Origin of the sequence: Massilia sp. PAMC28688 (assembly GCF_019443445.1) — a bacterium.
GTDB lineage: Bacteria > Pseudomonadota > Gammaproteobacteria > Burkholderiales > Burkholderiaceae_D > Telluria_A.
On sequence record NZ_CP080378.1, the window covers coordinates 4,691,055 to 4,710,169 of the forward strand.

Genomic DNA, 19,115 nt, shown 5'->3' on the forward strand with positions numbered 1-19,115 from the left:
CAACGTGTACAGTGCTTGACGTTAAAGCTGCTTGAAGCTTTAAGCTGAGCGAATTCAACTCGAAAGTCTATCGCCATGACGCCAGATCCATCTTCCGCTCCCGTTGCCTTGGAAACCGATTTATTCGTGTCCAAGATGGACTGCCCATCCGAAGAGAATTTGATCAAGATGGCCTTGGGGAGCGTCCCAGATATTGACCGCATGGCGGTCGACCTGAACACTCGCACGGTAACCGTGTTTCATCGCGGTGCGCCGGAGGCTCTAGTCGATGCGCTGCTGCCTTTGGGACTGGGCGTCGAACTGCGCCAGTCACGCCCTGCAGCCGCCCAAGCAACACGCACGACCAGCACCCTGGGGATTCCCAAAATGGATTGCCCGTCAGAAGAGAACATGATCCGCATGGCGCTCTCCGATATAGAAGATATCAAGTCGCTCAACTTCGATATCGCACAGCGACAGCTCCACGTGACCCATACCGGCACCATCGATCCCATCCTGTCGAAGCTCATTCCCTTGCAGTTTGGTGCGTATATGATCAGTGCGGCAGCAGCAGTCCCCGAAGATGGTGCCGACGCTGACAAGGCGGGGAACCAGTCGGAGGCGAAAGTCCTTCGCTTGCTCCTCGCGATCAATGCCGCCATGTTTGTAGTTGAATTGGTGTGGGGTCTTATTGCTCAATCGGCGGGCTTGGTAGCCGATTCACTGGATATGTTCGCCGACGCAGCTGTATATGGCCTTGCGTTGTATGCCGTGGGCCGCGCCGCATCGCTCAAGACGCGCGCAGCTCATTTTGCTGGTTGGCTGCAGATGGCGCTTGCGCTCGGGGCACTTGGAGAAGTCGTACGGCGCACTTTACTCGGCAGCGAGCCGGAATCCAGCTTGATGATGGGCGTCGGCGCAGTCGCGCTGGCCGCCAATGTGGCGTGCCTGGTGTTGATCGCAAAGAAGCGTGATCGCGGCGCCCATATGAAGGCAAGCTATATATTCTCCGCCAATGACGTCATTGCGAACATCGGAGTGATTGTGGCGGGGGCACTCGTAGCCTGGACTGGCTCCCATTATCCTGATTTAGTGATTGGCACGGTCATCGGCATCATCGTATTAAATGGGGCGCGTCGAATTCTAAAGTTATAATAAATGGGGCGCCTAGCTACGCCACGGCAAGCGACCCTGGCATCGCAGCATGAGATTATTTCAGCGTTACGCAATCGTCTGGCAGAGCAGGGGGATACGGAACGGGACAGCGATGGCCAATGAGTCGACAAAGCTTCCTTTGGCAACCGAAAGATTCACTGTGTGAGAGCATAAGAAATACCCCCACAAAATCAAGCGGTTACAAGATGATTTGGGTATTTTTACACGAATCCCGGCCGACCCTCAATAGAGAGCCGGTTTTTGACGAGCTTGTAGAAGACACCTGCTTGGTTCTGATCGCGTGCCATGCGCCGAAAAACCCCGTCTTTGACAAGCCTGATCTTCTTGTCGCCGCTGCGCACCTCGGTGCGCGATCAAAGAAAACTAGCGGCGGCGCCGCAACCGGCTGATGAATTTTGTATAGGCCGGCTTGGGCGGGTTCCGCTCGGCTCTTAGAATATTCTTGATATGGACAGGCACTCGTCGCACGGCATAGACTTGCCCGTTAAGCCGCACAACGCAATCCATAAAATGCTTGCCGATGTATGAGGTGTGTTCGCGCACGCTTAGCAATCGCATCCCCATTTGCCGATGTCCGAGGTCGCCGATGCCGTCGGCCTCCTGGCCTGCGTTGCGAACCGTCCACTCGACTGTCGCATAGTCCGGAATGATGTGCGCGTTCTTTATCCGGAAATCCAGCCAACAATCCTTGCCGACGTTAGGGACTTCATTCTCGTACGTTGCGTGGGCCACTTTGCTGTCGCCGAGGTAGACAGTGATTACCACATCGGGGATTTGCATGACCGCCCGGCCCGAGGCTTCTTCTTGCACTTCCACAGCTTCGACTTCTGGCAAGGGCATAAGAAAGGAAAATGGCTCAGACCAAATCAGAGCGGCTGCCGCTTCATCGGCAGCATCGACGGCACGGGCAGCCGCATCGTCAAGGGATTGCAGGTTGCTAAGGAATGCATCCCAAGCGCCGGCAGGCATTCGGTTGAGGTCTTCGTTATCGTCTACTGGATTGCGCACTTCTCGTGACGCGAAGAGCCGCTTGTGAATACGGACGACAACATCCACCAAGGCGTCTTCGTCGTCGCAAAGCGCAAACAGGCGGTCTCCCCATCCCTCTTGATATGCCTGGGTTACTACCACCGTTAGCAGGATGGAAGACGGCCGGGACTCAGGCGTCTCCACGAAAGCGACAGCGGCCCATCCCTTCAGGTACCGGATGAGCCTGCGCAGCTGCTCCCGCGCGCTTCCCGATGCGGCATCCTTAAACCATTTGTATATGGGTTTGGGATCACTTTTTTCCCAGGCGTTACTCAAAGTGGCGAGCTCCCGCGCGTCGGTGGACGGGTCGAGATGGTAGACCGGCGTGTCGATGTGAAATCGCATGTTATACACGGCTCTTGAGCATCGCTCTTTTGCGGGGTCCTCAATTTTGCGGACATCACTACACTCGTCCGCATAGCCAACCAGTTCGGTCTGAACCCATGTGCGAAGCTGCTCCGGAGCTGGGAATGCTTCGCCGTCTTTCTTCTCCCACTGGAAGTAGATGCCGACATCGACATCGTATTCCTCATTAATGTGAACGGGCCGGATCAGCGTGCCGTACTTATACGATCCTTGAAGCCATGTGGAAATCGGATAGCCAGATTCCTCTTGTAGCTTGGGACACACATAGTCACGCATAGCGTTCCACTGCTGCTGCAGGAACTCGCGCTGCTCAGCGGTAGGGGTCACGCGGTTGATGAGTGAGTCGGGCGCGTTTCCGCTGAAAAGATGCGCAGCTTTGGCCATGATTAATTTTTAATGATACGCAAGTAAGGTGTATGGGCGAGAAAGGGCGGCAATGTCGTGTTCACGATGTCGGTGACGGCCTTTTTGGCCAGGCTAATGAGCGTCGAGCGCGCACTTTCTGTTGCGATATCGAGCCCGAGTTCTGCCGCCTGTTCATGCGAGGGTTCGCGATCGATCCGAAGGTAGCGCTCACCGAGGCGATGGGCAATCACCTGTCCCACGAACTGCTGCTGTGCTGAAATCATGACGGAAAGTAGGCGTGCGTCGTCCATCCATGTGGCGATACCAAAGTCGCGGCCGGCGGAATGGGCGACTGAATAAGACCGCGTTGTGGTCCCGATGCTTAAAATGTGTACGGAGCTGGAAGGCACACCGAAATAATGTTCAGCCTCATGAAGAGCGATCTGGTCCGGAGCGTTCGCAAACAGTCCTCCATCGGCGTAACGGTCGCCCCCGATTTCGGCCAACTCGAAGAAGGTGGGGGCCGCTGAGGTCGCGAGCGCAACATCGACAACCTTCAACTTGCTGTCGCGCTGCCACTCTGCCTTGTGCCGTGTTTTAAAGACTTGCGGACTTCCTTGCGTAAGATTGACGGCTGGGATTGCTACAGGATGAATTGCATCGCCGAGAAGCGTACCCGACGGTATCAGTGCCTCTACAGCGGCGCGCAGAGGCGAACTTTCGTATCGTGGCTTACCCAAGTGCCTTGCCAGGTCAATTTTCTTAAAGAATCCATCGTCCGGGGCCCGGCGATCGGCAGGAAAGATCAACGGCCCCCGTGATTCGAATACCTCGACAACCTTCGCCATAGGAATCTCAAACGCTGCGGCGACAGCCACTATTCCACCGATGGACGTTCCACAGATGAGATCGAAGCTTCGACCGATTGGCTGCCCGGTGGCTTCTTCAATACTCGCAAGTGCTTGGGCCGTGAACAGGCCCCGATAACCTCCACCAGTAAGTGCTAATGCGTGAAACTGCTGCTTGTCAGGCCATACTTGGGAATCATCTGCCATAGATCGCCACTAAAATTAAATGTTCAAATATACACCAGTATTTCTCCGCATATATTTTTTCGGCGATACCGGCAAATTCAGCTTTGATAGTCCGGCAAGAGGAGAGGGACATATTGATGGGCGATCGCGAAGTCTCAGGTTCGTGCACGGCGTCCGACAAGCATGCGTCGGCCGCGGGGAAGCAGTGGAAGCAGGTAGCTGCGCAGCAGTCTCTACGCAGCCAAGTCCCTTCGTATCAGGTAAATGTGCAAACTAGGAAGGGATCGACTGCTCCACGGCGATCGTCTCGGGGGATGTACGCTCTAGAGCACGTACCAAATCGAGCGCATCCTGGTCGGTGTAGATCATGGTCGTGTCGACACTGGCGTGACCAAGTAGGCTCGCCACTTCCCGCATCGATTGCCCTTTGAGTAAGGCGGCCTTGGCGAACGTATGGCGCAGCCAGTGCGGTGAAGCTTTCTCCAGTTCAGCGGCGAGCTCCAACTTGCCGGAGGCAACCAGGAAGCTTTGGGCCAGAGCAAGCCGTTCCTTCACGATCTTGTAGAGTCCCTGCCTGGTTCCAATCGCATGCCAAGCGCCGAAGAAGCGCCTGTCGCTCACATGCTTGATCTTCTTGTCGCCGATGTGCACCACCTTTGTTCGTGACGAGAGCAGCAAGGGCGTATCGTCACCGTGCGCGGGCAGGGCGGGCAGGCCGAACGCCTGGCGATAGACCATCAGGCTGGCGAGCAGGGCGCGCGTCACCGGAACGCGGCGCTCCTTGGCGCCTTTCCCCGTTTCCGCCGTCACCAAAAAAATCCAGTACCGGTTTCTCGTCGCCGGGTCGGTGAGCTGGTAGAACGCCCCCATTTTCGCGCCAACCAGTTCGCTGGCGCGCAGGCCCAGTTCCCTGAACGCGGTCAGAATGAACACATCGCGCAGCTGACGCTGTCGCTCTGAGAAGGAAATGACGTCGCTGCTGGACAGCGTGCTGAGCACGATGTCGAAGACTGCCTCGCTGATTGACCGTTCGACGTTGATCTTGCGCGCGCTCATGGTTCCTGTCAGCGCCATCGGATTTATGCGGATGTAGCCCATGCTGTGCCAGGCTTTCAGCAGCGCGTGCACGAAGCGCTGGATGTCGGACTGGCTGCTCTTGGCGGGGCGCTTGCGAAACGGCGTGTACCCAGATTCGCCCGGCAACGCGTAGCGGCCGGCGCCCATGGCGCACAGGCCGTCGTCCGGCACATCTTCCAGGAATCTATAGAAGTCCTCGACATCCTGCATGCTCCACCGCGAGGGCGTCACGCGGCCCACATTCTCGCAGTACCAGCGCAATTTCGCCAGGTGATATCCGTAGGTGTCGCGCGTGGCGGTCGAGCCGTTGCCGGACTTGCGTCCGACCGCAGCCAGCCAGACTTCGGCCGCCTCCCAGTCGTCGGCCACCGGGCCGAGAGCGTGGCCGTCCTGCGGCCGGGAAAGCATCAGTTCCTGGCCATCCAGGTTGTCGGTAAAAACATTCATGTCGGTTTGCGTTCGAGGGCAGGGGGGATGTCGGCACCCTGGCGATACGCCAGGCGCCGGAACGTTTCGGTCAGCGACAGTTGTTCCTTGTACTGCGCCTCGGCCGCGGCGCAGCGCTCTTTCCAGGCCCGCGTTTCACCACGGGCCTCGTCGATGGCGAGCAGGGCGAACTGGCGCGCATCGTCAATTGCAACGCTCAGCTTTGCAAGCTCGGCGGTCATGGCGGCGCCGGCGGCGCGCAGCATATCGATCTGTTCGCGGTCGTGCAGTGCCTGCGCCGCCAGGATTTGGCGCTGCGCTTCGACCTGATGGGCGCCATCCTTGGCTTGGGCAAGTTGTTTCTCGCTGTGCGAAAGCCGCTGCTGCAAAAAATCGCATTGGGCCTGCAGGTAGCTGTCCGCCTGCGACGCGCCTCGCGGCGCCCGCAAGGCAGCCAGATCCTCGAGCGCCTGCCGGATTTCCATCAGAAGGTTGCCGCCATGACCGGAAGGCGCCGTGTTCGAATCCGCGCCAATGGTGGCTGGCGCCGCTTCGAGCTCCTTCACGAAACGTTCTCTTTCAAGCGAGAGTGTGGCGGTGGACGGTTTGCGCTGCGGCGCGTAGGCCGACAGCAGCCTGCGATAGATTGCCGGGCTGTAGGTTTTGCCTGTGATCTTATGGATGAGACGGATGAACTCGCGCACGTAGCGGCGGTGGTCGCGTGGGTTGACCGGGCAGCGCGCCTCGACGCCGCCCAGTTCGCGGACCAGCTGGCGTGCTTCGTCGTCGGAAAGGGAAAAGGAGGGCCTGGCCATGAATTCAATTTGGTCGATTGGTGACAGGTACATTAACACGGTTATTTGTACCTGTCAAAATACGGTAGTTTACTTAGCGCACACTAAGTAAACTATAGTTGGGGAGGGGAGTTCAGTTCCACGACATTGCATAACGCGTTGTAAAACCAGTGCATAGCGGCATTACGACGAAATTCCTTGCGCACGAAAAATCACCTTGGACATACGGAAGCACTAGCTATAGTGGTTCGTGTGCGGAATACGTCAACTTATAGTGTTTTGTATGACCCGCGCACTGAGGCGATCGAAAATGGCTGGAAATATCTACGGCGGCTGCCTGTGCCCTGGCCAGTTGACAGGAAAGTCTAAGGAAGCTTGGTGACAACCGGCGTAGGCCAGAGTACCCTTCGAAAGGTATCGGAATGCAGCGGAATTTACTCTTGCAGTTAACGTCAGAAACGAAACCATCATCAGGAGACGAAGATGCAAAAACCAGAAAATATAAGCGCCGACAAAGAACAGGCCGGTTCTCAGTGGCCGGGTAGAGACACCCCGGATCGCCCCTGCAGTATTGGAGACCACCCCGTTTCCATGGGCATCTACCACTGCCCCACCGTGATGTTGGAGGAATTGACTGCATGCGTTACCGCATGGATCGATACAGGGGTTGAAGGGGCTGTCATTTCTTCGCCGCCCGGGTCGGGAAAGACTCACGCAACGCGATGGGTTAGCCAACACCTGGGTCAGCAGTTTCCCGAAGTCGGATTCGCAAGGGTTAGCGCCAGCGCATCCAGCGTGTCAGGACTAGGTGTCGGAACTTTTACCACTTTTTCCAGAGATGGAGAGCCAGTTGGGCCAATTTTTATTAAAAACGGCGGTATGCTTCAGAAGTCTCTGGAGGACTTTGCCGATCGCACGGGGCAACGAACGATTGTTCTGTGGATCGATGACGCGCATTTCCTGACCACTTCGGCCGATGATAAATTGCGCCGAGTAAAGGATGAACTCAAAAATAAGGCGATACGGTTATTTGTGTTTCTGGTTGAACAGGGGAGCGTGCACGGACTGAATGAAAAGCTGGCTTCTTTCTCCTCCGAAATTGCTCCAACTTCGATCGCTGTCGATGAATTTCAATTCAGCGGCCTGCACTCAGTAAGTGATATCGAAACCAGCCTGGACGCGTTCGACGAGACTCTGTTTCCAATCGGCTCTGGCCCCGTTACTCCTATAGAACCTTCATTCGGCGCTGTTGAATTTGAACTCCGCGGCCTGCGCTCAGCAATCGATATTGAACACAGCCTAAACGCGATCGACACGACCTGTTTTCCAAGCGGCTCTAATTGGTCCTTCACACAATTTTTCTTGCCTCAAGCATATCAAAACGGGCTACGTTTGAAGACGCATGCTGCTGCGCTCTGGCGTGTATTTCTCGAGGAGGGCGATGGCGGCGATGAGACGGAGGTGCAAATTCTATATTTCTTGCGCGCAGTGGAGTGTGCGCTAATCAATGGTGCGGAGCTGGACTGTGCAGATCTCGTCCTAGATGAGGAATTCTGGAGAGCTGCAGTCTTACAATCAGGCTGGGTGAACAGCCAAAATTTTCAACGTTCATTCCTACGATCGTACGGGTAAATCAACCCTAAATATCGCAAACCGTTCGCCCGTGCTACCTAAACCGTGGTGCGGAAGCGCTGGGCCTGGAAACGGGCAGCGCCTCACCAAAAAAAGCCATTCGATTGGATTCAGCGCCGCTCGATTCAGTTGATACGCATGCCGTCAAAAATGCCGGATATTGACGTCGCCCATAGAGAGGCACTCGGATGGAGCTCGGCCAAAATAGTCGGATTGTGGGCACTTTCGCTTCAATACATTCGGCTATTGTCAATTTCGCTTCAGCCCACAGGGTACTTTTGCTTCACCGGACGGCGTTGCTGATCTCTGCTGCCCGAGAAATAACACTATTTTACATAATATAAATTATGCGAACCGTGCAATCTGGTAGTAGGCAAAGGCGAGTTTTCACGCCAGGCAAATTCGCTAATCCCCTTGTCCACGAATTCGCCGGCAAGTCTTTAGCTTGATGCAGTCGCTGCCGCCCGCGCCACATGCAGCTTTCGGTAGCTGTCGATCAGCCGCTGGTGCCGGTCCAGCCCTTCGAGTTTCATGCTTGTCGGCGTGAGACCATGGAAACGCACGCTGCCGTCCACGCATCCGAGTACGGCATCCATCCGCTCATTGCCGAACATCCGACGGAAATTGACGACGTAATCGTCAAGCTCCATATCGTCGTCGAGCACGACTTCGAGCACGACCTGCATTGCCTGGTAAAACAACCGGCGTTCTACCGTGTTGTCGTTGTACTGCAGGAATGCGCCTACAAGATCCTGTGCGCCTTCAAATGACTTCAGGGCAAGCTGGATCAGCAATTTCAATTCCAGCACCGTCAGCTGGCCCCATACTGTGTTCTCATCGAACTCAATGCCGATTAGCGTCGCAATATCGGAGTATTCATCGAGTTCGCTGTTTTCCAGCCGTTCCAGCAGTGCTGAAAGCCCTGCATCATCGAGCTGATGCAGGTTGAGGATGTCCGCGCGGAACAGCAGCGCCTTGTTGGTGTTGTCCCATACCAGATCCTCGATGGGATAGACTTCGGAGTAACCGGGCACCACAATCCTGCACGCCGTGGCGCCCAGATGCTGGTAGACCGCCACATAAGCCTCTTTCTCCATCTCTGCCAGAATGCCAAACAGGGTTGCTGCTTCATCGGCATTGGAGCTTTCGCCCTGGCCTGAAAAATCCCATTCAACGAAGTCGTAGTCGGCCTTTGCACTGAAAAAGCGCCATGAGATGACGCCGCTGGAATCGATGAAGTGCTCGACAAAGTTATTCGGCTCGGTGACTGCGTGACTTACAAACGTTGGCGGCGGCAGGTCGTTGAGGCCTTCAAAACTGCGCCCTTGCAGTAATTCCGTCAAACTGCGTTCCAGCGCCACTTCCAGGCTCGGATGCGCGCCAAACGATGCAAACACGCCGCCGGTACGGGGATTCATGAGCGTGACGCACATTACAGGATACTGGCCGCCGAGCGACGCATCCTTCACCAGCACCGGAAATCCTTGCTCTTCCAGCCCATTGATGCCGGCCACGATGCCAGGATATTTGGCCAGCACTTCCTGCGGCACATCTGGCAAGGCGACTTCGCTTTCGATAATTTCGCGCTTGACCGCCCTTTCAAAAATCTCGGACAGGCACTGCACCTGCGCTTCGGCGAGCGTGTTCCCGGCGCTCATGCCGTTGCTGCCGTAAAGATTTTCCACCAGATTGGACGGGAAATAGACCACCTGGCCGTCGGACTGGCGCACGAACGGCAATGAACAAATGCCGCGATCCATATTGCCGGAGTTGGTGTCATACAGATGCGTTCCCAGTAACTCGCCATCCGGATTGTAAATATCGATGCAATAGTCATCGAGAATCTCGGCTGGCAGCGCATCTTTCGGGCCCGGCTTGAACCAGCGCTCGTCCGGGTAATGCACGAACGGCGCCGTCGCAATGTCCTCGCCCCAGTAGGCGCCGGCGTAGAAATGGTTGCAGTTGATCCGCTCGATATACTCGCCCAGGGCCGAGGCCAATGCGCTTTCCTTGGTGGCGCCCTTGCCGTTGGTGAAGCACATCGGGGAATGGGCGTCGCGGATATGCAGCGACCATACGTTGGGAACGATATTGCGCCACGATGCGATTTCAATCTTGATGCCCAGACGCGCCAGCACCGATGACATGTTGGCTATGGTCTGCTCAAGTGGGAGGTCTTTGCCGACAATATAGGTAGCCGAATCGGACCCGGTTTCAAGGCGCAAGAGCGCCTGCGCATCGGCGTCGAGATTGTCGACTTCTTCAATCACGAATTCGGGACCGCATTGCACAACTTTCTTCACGGTGCAGCGGTCAATCGAACGCAGGATGCCCTGGCGGTCCTTGTCTGAAATATCGGCCGGCAGCTCCACCTGGATCTTGAATATCTGCTGATAGCGATTTTCAGGATCGACGATATTGTTTTGCGACAGGCGGATGTTTTCAGTCGAGATATTGCGGGTATCGCAATACAGCTTCACGAAATAGGCAGCGCACAAGGCCGACGACGCGAGGAAATAGTCGAACGGGCCAGGCGCCGAGCCGTCGCCCTTGTAGCGGATGGGCTGGTCGGCAATGACCGTGAAATCGTCGAATTTCGCTTCCAGACGAAGCTTGTCGAGAAAGTTGACCTTAATTTCCATGAGGGTTCCAGATTGATGCGTCGATGATGTAGCCGCTATTATCCTTTATTTGGCGTGCCGCCAAGGATTGATCCCCTCCTCTGCTTACCCGCGCCCCTGTTCGAGGGATATGGCAACGTTGACAAGGCACTGCTGCATCCGCTACTGTGACGCGGATCTTCATAAAAGGAACGCCTTGGATCTGCGTGACGCCACTGCTGACGATGCCCCGGCAATCGTCGTCATCTACAACCATTACGTCCTCAACACGACGATCAGTTTTGAAGAGTCTGTCGTTACCGAGGCAGACATGCGCGCGCGCATTGAAGCGGTGCGCGATAGCGGCCTGCCCTGGATCGTGGCAACGGAGGGTGGTGAGATTGTGGGTTATGCCTACGCGACCAAGTGGCGTGTGCGCCATGCCTATCGCTTTTCGGTCGAAAGTTCGGTGTATGTGGCCAACAATGTCGCGCGCAAGGGAATTGGATGCGCGCTGTACACGGCGCTGATGGCCCAGCTGCGTGACTCAGGCGTGCACCTTGTCATAGGCGGCATTGCCCAGCCCAATCCCGCCAGCGTCGCCCTTCACGAACGCATGGGTTTCGTGAAGGTAGCGCTGTTTGAGGAAGTCGGCTTCAAGTTTGGCCGCTGGATTGACGTGGGTTACTGGCAGCTCAAGCTTTCGGCGCAGCCCGATACAGCGGCATTACCGCCGGAATAAGCTCGCGCAGCTCGGCAATGCGGCTGTCGTTGGCCGGATGGGTCGAGAGGAATTCTGGTGGCCCTCCCCTTTCATTTGCCTGACTCATCTTTTGCCACACGCTGACCGATGCCTGCGGATCGAATCCGGCACGGGCCGCCAGTTCGAGTCCGATCTTGTCGGCTTCAATTTCGGCCTTGCGCGAATTGGGCAGGTTGTACAGGATATCGGCAAACTGGCCTGCCATCTTTACCTGCGCTTCCCGCGATTGCATGGCGCCCAGTGCCACCGAGGTGAGCACGTTTTGGGCCGCCGCCTGGGAAATGCGTTCACGCCCGTGCTCGCGCAGCGCATGGGCAATTTCGTGGCCCATCACCATGGCAATCTCGTCGTCGGTCAGCCGGAGCTGGCGGATCAGCCCGGTGTACACGGTAATCTTGCCGCCCGGCGCGACCGACGCGTTCAGGGCCGGCGAATCGATCAGCACGGTTTCCCAGTTCCAGCTCGACGCGTCAGACCGGAAGGCCGGCGCCTGCCGAATCAGGCGGGCCGCAATGCGGCGCAGCCGTTCCAGTTCGGGGCCCTGGGTGACCAGCTTGCCTGCGGCGCGTGCCTTCTCGTTTTGCTCGTTAAAGCTGATCAGCGCCATCTGTTCGACCGTGGCGGCCGGGACGATGAGCAGCTGGCGCCGGTCCACGTCGACCGCCCCGGGGCTGGTGGTGGAGGCGCAGGCAGCCAGCGTCAGTGCGGCTCCCGCAGCCCCAAGCCTGTTCCACAATGGCGCGGCCATGTCAGTGCAGGGCCGTAACGGCGTAACCCTTTTCCGCAATCTGCTCGGAAAGGTGCTCGATGTCGTAATCGGGAATCTGGTCAGCCTGGTCTTCCACTTCCAGCGCCCTCGCCTCCACTTGCCAATCGGTATTGGTCGCTTCGTTAGGAATGTCGCGGTCTTCGGGCACTGCGAGATAGGAAAACTTGCCGTCGCTCTCGGCTCGGCGGTAGATATCAAGGCGCATGATGAATCCTGTTGACGTTTGGGAGTCCCACTGTAAGGTGGCCCCTTCCCCTCGTCTGTTAGATGCCCCACTTAGATCCACTCGGGCGCCCCGCCAGGCCGCTCAGCGCCCCGGGTTGCCGCCCAGCACGCGGGCCGGCAGCATGACGATGGCGCGCAGGAATTCAAAGACGCCTCCCACGGCAATGCCCAGCAGACGGAACGGCAGCAGCACCAGCCACACCAGGGGATAGAGCAGCAAGGCCAGCAGCGCCAGGGGCCAGCACACAACCAGCAAGACCAGCCACAGCAGGAAACTCAACATCGCAGGCTCCAGTAAGTACGTGAAAGATGGCTTACTGTAGTGGCGCCGCGGCGCCCGGGCAATGTCCATGCGACCGGCTGCATCTAGCGCCGACCGGCGTAGCGAAATGCGGGATAAACGGGGGAGTTACTGCCCGACGCAAATGATCTTGGTCGCGTATTCGCGCGCATTCGGTTTGCGCGCGGTGGCCCAGGCAATGGCTTCCTCGGCCTCGGCCACCGTCATGATGGTGGCCTTTTCCTTGTTCTTGATGAACGAGACACCTTCGAACTTGCCTTCCTTGCTGCGCATCACCTTGGCAAACACGGGCGGCTTGCTGCCCTCGTCGCTGAGTTTATTTTGCTGCACAAGGTAGCGCTGGTCGATGGTGTCCATGGTAAAGCCTTCAAAACCTCTATTTTAATCGATCAGGCGTAGGCTGCCATCTGGGCGGTTGCGGCTTTTTCGCCCACCACCGACACCCGCAAGGCCGCTTCCAGCGCGGGGATGGAGCCGCCCGTACGGTACTGGAACGATACCTGCAGCACGTCGCCCGCCTTGACCTGTACCGGGTTGGCGATTGGCAGTGACATGTAATGGTTGAGCCAGTCGATGGTGCTGTTTTCTTCCGGCACCACCGCCAGAATATTCTTGGTGACAAAGCGCATGGCATTGACGCAGCCGGCTTTTTCGATGCGCATCTGCCCTTCCCAGGAAATGAGCGTGTCATTGGGCTGGCTGAAGTCGAGAATGCTGTACACGGCCGCGGGAGCGAGTTCCACCGTGCCAGGCATTTGGACGTTGGTCGCCTGGAACTGGACGATGGGGGCGTAAAACCCTTCAAAATCGTAATCCTGCTGCAGCGGCTGCACCGCCATGATCACCGCTTCCGGCAAGAACAGGGGCAGCGGGCCGCCAAAACGGGCCAGGTAGCGGCGCTTGAACGATTCCATCATTTCCACCTGCTTTTCACGCACCATGGCCACATGGATCATTTCGCAAATCACGACGTCAACCGGCTCTGGCGGCAGGTATTCAAAGGCATCGGCGTGCACCACCTCGACCTTGTGGCCGTTCGGATTCATGGAGAGCATCTTGCGCGCCGCTGCGACCATGTCGGGATTAAATTCCACGCAGTAGACCTTGGATGCCTTGCCTGCCGCAAACCAGGATAGGACGCCGGTGCCGCCACCCAACTCCAGCACCCTGGCGCCCGGCTTGACGGCATAGTTGATCGCAGACTTGAAACCGTGCATGCGGTTCTGGTCCATCAACATGTTGTGATGGTAATGGACAGGGATAAATTGTCCCAGGTAGCAGCTTTCGATCTCGCGTTCGTTCAACATGGTGATTTCCTTTAGGCGCAGTGGTCAGTCAGACAGCCCTATTATCATCAATCCAAGCACGAATCGATTCCCTAAGGAAATACCTCTTTCCATGCCAGTTCGCCGCTTAAGGAACTCATGGCAGTAACGTCAGCGCGCCGCGAGGTGCCTGGCAATGATGCCGGCAATCTCGGTGTGGCCGGCGCGCAGAGCGATTTGCTGGGCCGTCAGGCGTTCATTGTTGGTGAGCGTGGCATCGGCGCCTTCGCGCAGCAGCAGTTGCGCCACTGCCGCGTGCCCTTCGCGGCCGGCAATCATCAGGGGCGTGAGCTTGCTGGGCGACTCGGCATCAATGTACGCCGAGTGTTCGAGCAAGATCGCGGCGATGCCCGTGTCGCCGCTGGCAGCGGCGTAGTGCAGCGCCGTCCAGCCCGGGCGGGTGACGATGGCGCCCTTGGCGATCATGGCCACCACGGCGGGCTTGTTGCGTTTGAACGCGGCCAGCATCAGGGCAGTGTTGCCGTTGGGGGCCTTCTGCTCCAGGTCAATATTGGGCTGCGCCAGCAATTCGCCGACGACCTTGTTGGCCTCTTCGCGCAGCGCGATCATCAGCAGCGTTTCCCCTGTCGTGGGGTCGACCGTGTTGGGACTGCCGCCCTTGCCGATCAGGCGCCGGATGTTGGAGGCGTTGTCCATCTGCGCCGATACCACCATGTCGCGCGCCTGGTCGGCCTGTGCCGAGGGCAAGGCGAGGCACGCTGCTATCAGTACAGACTTAAGCTTTTTCATGAGCTTGTTCGTGTACGACATTGAAAAGATTGAAGAAATTGTCGGACGTCTGTTGGGCAACCTGGGCCAGCGGCACGCCCTTGAGGTCGGCAATATACTCGGCCACGTGCTTGACGAAACCCGGCTCGTTCATCTTGCCCCGGTGGGGCATGGGCGCGAGATAAGGGGAATCTGTTTCGATCAGCATGCGCTCGAGCGGCACCACCCTGGCCACGGCTTGCAGGTCGCGTGCGCTCTTGAAGGTGACGATGCCTGAAAACGAGATGTAAAAACCCATGGCGAGGGCCGCTTCCGCCACTTCCAGCGATTCGGTGAAGCAATGCATGACGCCGGCCACGCCACCCTTGTCGGTGCCGGCCCCTTCTTCCTGCATCAGGCGGATGGTGTCTTCGCTGGCCGCTCTTGTGTGAATAATCAAGGGCTTGCGCGTGATTCTTGAAGTCTTGATGTGAGTGCGGAAGCGCTCGCGTTGCCACTCCAGGTCGCCTTCGAGGCGGAAATAGTCGAGGCCGGTTTCGCCAATGGCAATGATCTTGGGATGGTCGGCCAGCGCCACCAGCTGCTCGACGCTCGGCTCGGGCGTGTCCACATAATCAGGGTGCACGCCGACTGACGCATAGATGTGAGGATATTGCTCCGCCAGCGCAAGCACCTGTGGAAAGTCTGGCAAGTCGACCGACACGCACAGGGCGTGTGTGACCTTGTTTTCAGCCATCTTGGCCAGGACCTCGGGCATCCTGGCGGCAAGCTCGGGGAAGTTGATGTGGCAGTGGGAATCGATATACATCCCACAATTGTAGCCGCTAGGCGACCCGCTTGCCGAGGATAATCAAGTCGCGCTCGATGCCATCGAGGTTGGCCACGCGCGGGAAATTGGCCCAGGTATCGAAACCGTAAGCCTTGAACAGACCAAGGCTGGGCGCATTGTGTCCAAAAATGAATCCCAGCAAGGTGTGGACCTTGATCGCCGGGGCGTGGGCAATGCCCTGCTCCAGGCAATAGCGGCCCATGCCCTTGCCGCGCCACGCCTCTGCGATATAAATCGACAGCTCCGCCGTGCCGGAATAGGCCGGCCGCCCGTAAAAGTTGGAGTACGACATCCAGCCGATGACTTCAGGGTCGGCCGCCGTATCGTCGCTGGCATGGATGACCCACAGCGGGCGGCGCTCCGGGTCATGGTCATCAAACCATTGCTGGCGCGAGGCGACCGATACCGGCTCGGTGTCGGCAGTGACTTCGCGCGAGGCAATGGTGGAATTGTAAATCTCGACAATGACGGGCAGATCTTGCTGACGGGCGACGCGATGGGTGTAAGACGGCATATCTCGATGAAAAAAGGGAAAAGGCTTACAGCGTGTGCGTGGCGCGCGAAGAGCGCAATGCCGCGCCCAGGATTTCTTCAATGCGCAGCTTGGCGCGGTGGCCCGTTTCGTCGTCCGGGAAATGCACGCCGATACCCTGCGCCTTGTTGTTGTTGGCGCCGGCAGGCGTGATCCACGCCACCTTGCCTGCAATCGGATATTTATTGGGATCGTCCATGAGGGCAAGGATGAGATAGATCTCGTCGCCCAGCTTGTACGGCTTATTACTCGGCACGAACATGCCGCCGTTCTTCAGGAATGGCATGTAGGCGGCGTACAGCGCCGCCTTTTCCTTGATGGCGAGCGACAGTACCGACGGCCGCGCGGGCTGCGCAAGGTTCGGATCTGCTGGTTTGCCGTTCATCTATTTCCTTTCAGGTACAGCATGCAGTGTAATCAAGCAGCATATCTTCCACAAACAATTTGGGCGACAGGGGATGATCCGCTGTCGCGCGGCGCTCGTTGGCGCTTTTGATTGCCCGCATCAAGCTGGAAGTGTGCACTTTCGCGGCGAGCGCGGCAAGTTCCTTTTGATAGCGGGGGAAATATCTGATGCTCCCCGACAGTTTGTAGGAAAAAACGTCGTAAAGCCAGCGTTGCTGGTAAGAAACCAGCAAACTGAGGGGCACTTTGCTCAATTTGTCGGCTGTTTTCAACGCTCCGTCCACCGTGGGGTTGGCCAGCAGTTGCAGCAAGGTGTCCATTTCGTCACGATTGCCCACTTCCGACTGGGCCAGCGCGGCCAGCGGGGCGCCACCCTGCTCGCGCAGCCAGCTGTCGGCATCCTTGAGACCTTGCTCGTTGAGCCAGGCGCTGGCCTGGGCGTGGTCGGGCATGGGCAAGGCAAACTTGCGGCAGCGCGACAAGATGGTGGGCAGCAGCCGGTCCAGGCCATTGGACGAAAGCAGGAACACCGTGCCTGGGGGCGGCTCTTCCAGTGTCTTGAGCAAGGCGTTGGACGCCGGCGTGTTGAGCGCTTCGGCCGGATACAGCACCACCACGCGCAAGCCCTGCCGGTGCGTGGAAATGTTCATGAAGTCGGCCAAGGCCCGGATCTGTTCGATCTTGATTTCTTTGGAAGGCGTCTTGGTGGACTTGGCTTTCTTGCCGGTATCGGCGTCCGTGCCCTCTTCACCCTCGGGGGGCTCGTCCTCCAGTGCCTCCGGGCGCACGCGGCGGTAGTCCGGATGATTCTGCTGGCTGAACCAGCCGCAAGAGATGCAGGCGTCACAGGCGTGGCCATCGGCGCGCACGTTTTCACATAACAGCGACTGGGCAAAGCGCTCGATGAAGTCAGCCTTGCCGGTGCCGGCGGCGCCATGGAACAGGATCGCGTGCGGCATGCGCTCGCGCAGCAGCTGCAGGCGCTGCCACGATGCTTCCTGCCATGGATAAATGGAAGTGCTCATGAATTCAATGACTTGCGAGGTGAACCTGAAGTGATATATGCAGCCATGAAGTTAAAGCAGTTTCTCAACAATGGCAGTCAGCCGGGCCCGGATGGCATCGATCGACTGGCTTGAATCGATAACGACAATTCGTTCAGGAAACTGAGCCGCGCGGCGCAGATATTCATTGCGGCAGGCGGCAAAGAAGTCGGCCTGCTCCTGCTCGAACTTGTCCAAGGTGCGGGTGGCGTCGAGCCGCGCGCGGGCGACGTCGAGCGGGACGTCGAACAGCAGCGTCAGGTCAGGCTGCAGATGGGGGTGCACCCATTGCTCCAGCGCTTCCATCTTGGCAAGGTCGAGGCCGCGCCCGCCACCCTGGTAGGCGAAGCTGGCGTCCGTAAAACGGTCTGACAGCACCCAGTCGCCGCGTGCCAGGGCGGGCGCGATGACCTGCGCGATATGCTCGCGGCGGCTGGCAAACATGAGCAGGGCTTCCGTTTCCAGGTGCATCTTTTCATGCAGGAGCAGCTCGCGCAATTTTTCGCCCACGGCCGTGCCGCCGGGCTCGCGCGATGACACCACCGTCTTGCCGTGATTCTCGAGCCAGCTGGTCACAAAACCAATATGCGTCGACTTGCCGGCTCCGTCAATGCCTTCGAAGCTGATGAACTTGCCCGTGGTACCGCTGTCAATAGGACTGTTCTTCATCGCTGGTACTGGTTCACGGCCTTGTTATGGTCCGGCAGATTGGTTGAAAATTGACTGCTGCCGTCACCGCGGGACACAAAGTACAGTGCTTCCGTCTTGGCCGGCCCCAGGGCTGCCGCCAGCGACTGGGCGCCAGGCAGGGCAATCGGGGTGGGCGGCAAGCCTACCCGCGTATAGGTATTGTAGGGCGTATCGGTTTCCAGGTCCTTCTTGCGGATATTGCCGGCGTAGCTGTCACCCATGCCGTAGATAACGGTAGGGTCGGTCTGCAGCATCATGTTCAGGCGCAGGCGGTTGACGAACACCCCGGCAATCATGGCCCGCTCCGATTTCTGGCCGGTTTCCTTTTCCACAATGGAAGCCATGATCAAGGCTTCATATGGCGTCTTGTAAGGCAGGCTGGCATCGCGCTTTTCCCACGCCGCATTGAGGCGGGTGAGCATGAGCGCGTGCGCCTGCTTGTAAATCTGCAGGTCGCTTGTATTCTTGGCAAACAGGTAGGTATCGGGGAAAAACAGCCCTTCCGGCGACTTGTATTCGGTCGAAATCTTGCTCATCAATTCCTGGTCGGACAGCTGGGCCGTATCCTGATTCAGGCTTTTTCTGGCGGCGATGGCAGCGCGCATTTGCTTGAAGGTCCAGCCTTCAATGATGGTCAGCGATTCCTGGGCAAATTCGCCGCGCACCAGTTGGTTGATCAGCTGGCGCGGGGTGGTGCCCGGTTTGAGTTCATAACTGCCGGCCTTGATCTTGCCGGCGTTCTGCGTCACGCGCGCCAGCATTGAAAACAGGAATGGCTGCACCGGCACGCCGGCCCTGGCAATCTGCTGCGAGGCCAGGCCCACGCCACTGCCCGGCGTGACGGTAAATGGAATGGGCTCACCCGATTCGGTAATCGGATTCTTGGCCCAGAAAATGAAAGCCACCATGCCAGCAATCGCACAGACGATGGCCAGGTAAATCAGTTTTTTTATCAGTCGCATGCTTGACTTCTTGGTTTTGCGCGGTGTCCGGCGCGATTGTCTCGACATCTCTATAATGAGCCCGTAATGATAAAGCTTTAAACC

20 protein-coding genes are annotated in these 19,115 nt (G+C 57.9%); 3 read left to right on the forward strand and 17 right to left on the reverse strand.

The genetic code is table 11. The features are described 5' to 3' along the window. Positions 1-75: 75 nt before the first annotated feature. Positions 76-1,134 (forward strand): cation transporter, encoded by a 1,059-nt coding sequence (locus KY495_RS20870; protein ID WP_229518399.1) that lies wholly within the window; start codon positions 76-78, stop codon positions 1,132-1,134. 384 nt (positions 1,135-1,518) lie between these two features. On the opposite strand, the gene KY495_RS20875 is transcribed toward KY495_RS20870, so the two are convergent. From KY495_RS20875 to KY495_RS20890, 4 genes are all read right to left on the reverse strand, one after another. Beyond that, the gene (locus KY495_RS20875) at positions 1,519-2,934 is read right to left on the reverse strand and encodes a cyclic GMP-AMP synthase DncV-like nucleotidyltransferase (RefSeq protein ID WP_219881212.1); all 1,416 of its coding nucleotides are present in this window, start codon (positions 2,932-2,934) and stop codon (positions 1,519-1,521) included. A gap of 2 nt (positions 2,935-2,936) precedes the next feature. Then, positions 2,937-3,950, reverse strand: a complete 1,014-nt coding sequence (locus tag KY495_RS20880; protein WP_219881213.1) for a CBASS cGAMP-activated phospholipase — start codon at positions 3,948-3,950, stop codon at positions 2,937-2,939. Positions 3,951-4,202: 252 nt separating this feature from the next. Then, positions 4,203-5,453 carry a tyrosine-type recombinase/integrase gene (locus KY495_RS20885; RefSeq protein WP_219881214.1) on the reverse strand — a complete coding sequence of 417 codons (1,251 nt, stop codon included), beginning with the start codon at positions 5,451-5,453 and terminating at the stop codon, positions 4,203-4,205. Next, positions 5,450-6,280, reverse strand: coding sequence for a hypothetical protein (locus KY495_RS20890; protein WP_219881215.1), 831 nt, complete (start codon positions 6,278-6,280; stop codon positions 5,450-5,452). Before KY495_RS20890 ends, KY495_RS20885 begins: the two co-directional genes overlap by 4 nt. 429 nt (positions 6,281-6,709) lie before the next feature. Here KY495_RS20890 and KY495_RS20895 point away from each other — a divergent pair, with 429 nt between their 5' ends. Beyond that, positions 6,710-7,858 (forward strand): AAA family ATPase, encoded by a 1,149-nt coding sequence (locus KY495_RS20895; protein ID WP_219881216.1) that lies wholly within the window; start codon positions 6,710-6,712, stop codon positions 7,856-7,858. 440 nt (positions 7,859-8,298) lie between these two features. Here the strand turns inward: KY495_RS20895 and KY495_RS20900 are convergent, their stop codons facing one another. Further along, the gene (locus KY495_RS20900; RefSeq protein WP_219881217.1) at positions 8,299-10,500 is read right to left on the reverse strand and encodes an OsmC domain/YcaO domain-containing protein; all 2,202 of its coding nucleotides are present in this window, start codon (positions 10,498-10,500) and stop codon (positions 8,299-8,301) included. Between the two features lie 175 nt (positions 10,501-10,675). Here KY495_RS20900 and KY495_RS20905 point away from each other — a divergent pair, with 175 nt between their 5' ends. Continuing rightward, positions 10,676-11,200, forward strand: coding sequence for an arsinothricin resistance N-acetyltransferase ArsN1 family B (locus KY495_RS20905; RefSeq protein ID WP_229518400.1), 525 nt, complete (start codon positions 10,676-10,678; stop codon positions 11,198-11,200). On the opposite strand, the gene KY495_RS20910 is transcribed toward KY495_RS20905, so the two are convergent. The 12 genes from KY495_RS20910 to mltG form a co-directional block, all read right to left on the reverse strand. Next, entirely contained in the window at positions 11,154-11,969 is an 816-nt protein-coding gene (locus KY495_RS20910) for a M48 family metallopeptidase (RefSeq protein WP_219881219.1), read from the reverse strand. The two genes, KY495_RS20905 and KY495_RS20910, sit on opposite strands and share 47 nt — an antisense overlap. A gap of 1 nt (position 11,970) precedes the next feature. Next, positions 11,971-12,195 carry a DUF6139 family protein gene (locus KY495_RS20915; protein ID WP_219881220.1) on the reverse strand — a complete coding sequence of 75 codons (225 nt, stop codon included), beginning with the start codon at positions 12,193-12,195 and terminating at the stop codon, positions 11,971-11,973. A gap of 102 nt (positions 12,196-12,297) precedes the next feature. Further along, positions 12,298-12,498: a hypothetical protein gene (locus KY495_RS20920; RefSeq protein ID WP_219881221.1), complete on the reverse strand. Its 201-nt coding sequence runs from the start codon at positions 12,496-12,498 to the stop codon at positions 12,298-12,300. Between the two features lie 126 nt (positions 12,499-12,624). Then, the gene (locus tag KY495_RS20925) at positions 12,625-12,873 is read right to left on the reverse strand and encodes a hypothetical protein (RefSeq protein WP_219881222.1); all 249 of its coding nucleotides are present in this window, start codon (positions 12,871-12,873) and stop codon (positions 12,625-12,627) included. 32 nt (positions 12,874-12,905) lie between these two features. Beyond that, a complete protein-coding gene (locus KY495_RS20930) occupies positions 12,906-13,823 on the reverse strand; it encodes a methyltransferase domain-containing protein (RefSeq protein ID WP_219881223.1) in 918 nt (305 codons plus the stop codon). 129 nt (positions 13,824-13,952) lie between these two features. Continuing rightward, positions 13,953-14,591, reverse strand: a complete 639-nt coding sequence (locus tag KY495_RS20935) for an ankyrin repeat domain-containing protein (RefSeq protein WP_219881224.1) — start codon at positions 14,589-14,591, stop codon at positions 13,953-13,955. Further along, positions 14,578-15,378 (reverse strand): TatD family hydrolase, encoded by an 801-nt coding sequence (locus KY495_RS20940; RefSeq protein ID WP_219881225.1) that lies wholly within the window; start codon positions 15,376-15,378, stop codon positions 14,578-14,580. Before KY495_RS20940 ends, KY495_RS20935 begins: the two co-directional genes overlap by 14 nt. 16 nt (positions 15,379-15,394) lie before the next feature. Further along, positions 15,395-15,913 (reverse strand): GNAT family N-acetyltransferase, encoded by a 519-nt coding sequence (locus KY495_RS20945; protein ID WP_219881226.1) that lies wholly within the window; start codon positions 15,911-15,913, stop codon positions 15,395-15,397. A 25-nt stretch (positions 15,914-15,938) separates the two neighbouring features. Beyond that, the gene (locus KY495_RS20950; protein WP_219881227.1) at positions 15,939-16,316 is read right to left on the reverse strand and encodes a PilZ domain-containing protein; all 378 of its coding nucleotides are present in this window, start codon (positions 16,314-16,316) and stop codon (positions 15,939-15,941) included. Between the two features lie 10 nt (positions 16,317-16,326). Further along, positions 16,327-17,361: a DNA polymerase III subunit delta' gene (locus KY495_RS20955; RefSeq protein WP_219881228.1), complete on the reverse strand. Its 1,035-nt coding sequence runs from the start codon at positions 17,359-17,361 to the stop codon at positions 16,327-16,329. 51 nt (positions 17,362-17,412) lie between these two features. After that, positions 17,413-18,048 carry a dTMP kinase gene (gene tmk, locus KY495_RS20960; protein ID WP_219881229.1) on the reverse strand — a complete coding sequence of 212 codons (636 nt, stop codon included), beginning with the start codon at positions 18,046-18,048 and terminating at the stop codon, positions 17,413-17,415. Continuing rightward, positions 18,045-19,031, reverse strand: a complete 987-nt coding sequence (gene mltG / locus KY495_RS20965) for an endolytic transglycosylase MltG (RefSeq protein WP_219881230.1) — start codon at positions 19,029-19,031, stop codon at positions 18,045-18,047. The genes tmk and mltG overlap by 4 nt, the downstream gene beginning before the upstream one ends. Positions 19,032-19,115 lie beyond the last annotated feature (84 nt).

Excerpts from the sequence above, each read along its gene's own strand:
- KY495_RS20870 (WP_229518399.1), top strand. The coding sequence starts at position 76 with ATGACGCCAGATCCATCTTCCGCTCCCGTTGCCTTGGAAACCGATTTA.
- KY495_RS20875 (WP_219881212.1), bottom strand. The coding sequence starts at position 2,934 with ATGGCCAAAGCTGCGCATCTTTTCAGCGGAAACGCGCCCGACTCACTC.
- KY495_RS20880 (WP_219881213.1), bottom strand. The coding sequence starts at position 3,950 with ATGGCAGATGATTCCCAAGTATGGCCTGACAAGCAGCAGTTTCACGCA.
- KY495_RS20885 (WP_219881214.1), bottom strand. The coding sequence starts at position 5,453 with ATGAATGTTTTTACCGACAACCTGGATGGCCAGGAACTGATGCTTTCC.
- KY495_RS20890 (WP_219881215.1), bottom strand. The coding sequence starts at position 6,280 with ATGTACCTGTCACCAATCGACCAAATTGAATTCATGGCCAGGCCCTCC.
- KY495_RS20895 (WP_219881216.1), top strand. The coding sequence starts at position 6,710 with ATGCAAAAACCAGAAAATATAAGCGCCGACAAAGAACAGGCCGGTTCT.
- KY495_RS20900 (WP_219881217.1), bottom strand. The coding sequence starts at position 10,500 with ATGGAAATTAAGGTCAACTTTCTCGACAAGCTTCGTCTGGAAGCGAAA.
- KY495_RS20910 (WP_219881219.1), bottom strand. The coding sequence starts at position 11,969 with ATGGCCGCGCCATTGTGGAACAGGCTTGGGGCTGCGGGAGCCGCACTG.
- KY495_RS20915 (WP_219881220.1), bottom strand. The coding sequence starts at position 12,195 with ATGCGCCTTGATATCTACCGCCGAGCCGAGAGCGACGGCAAGTTTTCC.
- KY495_RS20920 (WP_219881221.1), bottom strand. The coding sequence starts at position 12,498 with ATGTTGAGTTTCCTGCTGTGGCTGGTCTTGCTGGTTGTGTGCTGGCCC.
- KY495_RS20925 (WP_219881222.1), bottom strand. The coding sequence starts at position 12,873 with ATGGACACCATCGACCAGCGCTACCTTGTGCAGCAAAATAAACTCAGC.
- KY495_RS20930 (WP_219881223.1), bottom strand. The coding sequence starts at position 13,823 with ATGTTGAACGAACGCGAGATCGAAAGCTGCTACCTGGGACAATTTATC.
- KY495_RS20935 (WP_219881224.1), bottom strand. The coding sequence starts at position 14,591 with ATGAAAAAGCTTAAGTCTGTACTGATAGCAGCGTGCCTCGCCTTGCCC.
- KY495_RS20940 (WP_219881225.1), bottom strand. The coding sequence starts at position 15,378 with ATGTATATCGATTCCCACTGCCACATCAACTTCCCCGAGCTTGCCGCC.
- KY495_RS20945 (WP_219881226.1), bottom strand. The coding sequence starts at position 15,913 with ATGCCGTCTTACACCCATCGCGTCGCCCGTCAGCAAGATCTGCCCGTC.
- KY495_RS20950 (WP_219881227.1), bottom strand. The coding sequence starts at position 16,316 with ATGAACGGCAAACCAGCAGATCCGAACCTTGCGCAGCCCGCGCGGCCG.
- KY495_RS20955 (WP_219881228.1), bottom strand. The coding sequence starts at position 17,361 with ATGAGCACTTCCATTTATCCATGGCAGGAAGCATCGTGGCAGCGCCTG.
- tmk (WP_219881229.1), bottom strand. The coding sequence starts at position 18,048 with ATGAAGAACAGTCCTATTGACAGCGGTACCACGGGCAAGTTCATCAGC.
- mltG (WP_219881230.1), bottom strand. The coding sequence starts at position 19,031 with ATGCGACTGATAAAAAAACTGATTTACCTGGCCATCGTCTGTGCGATT.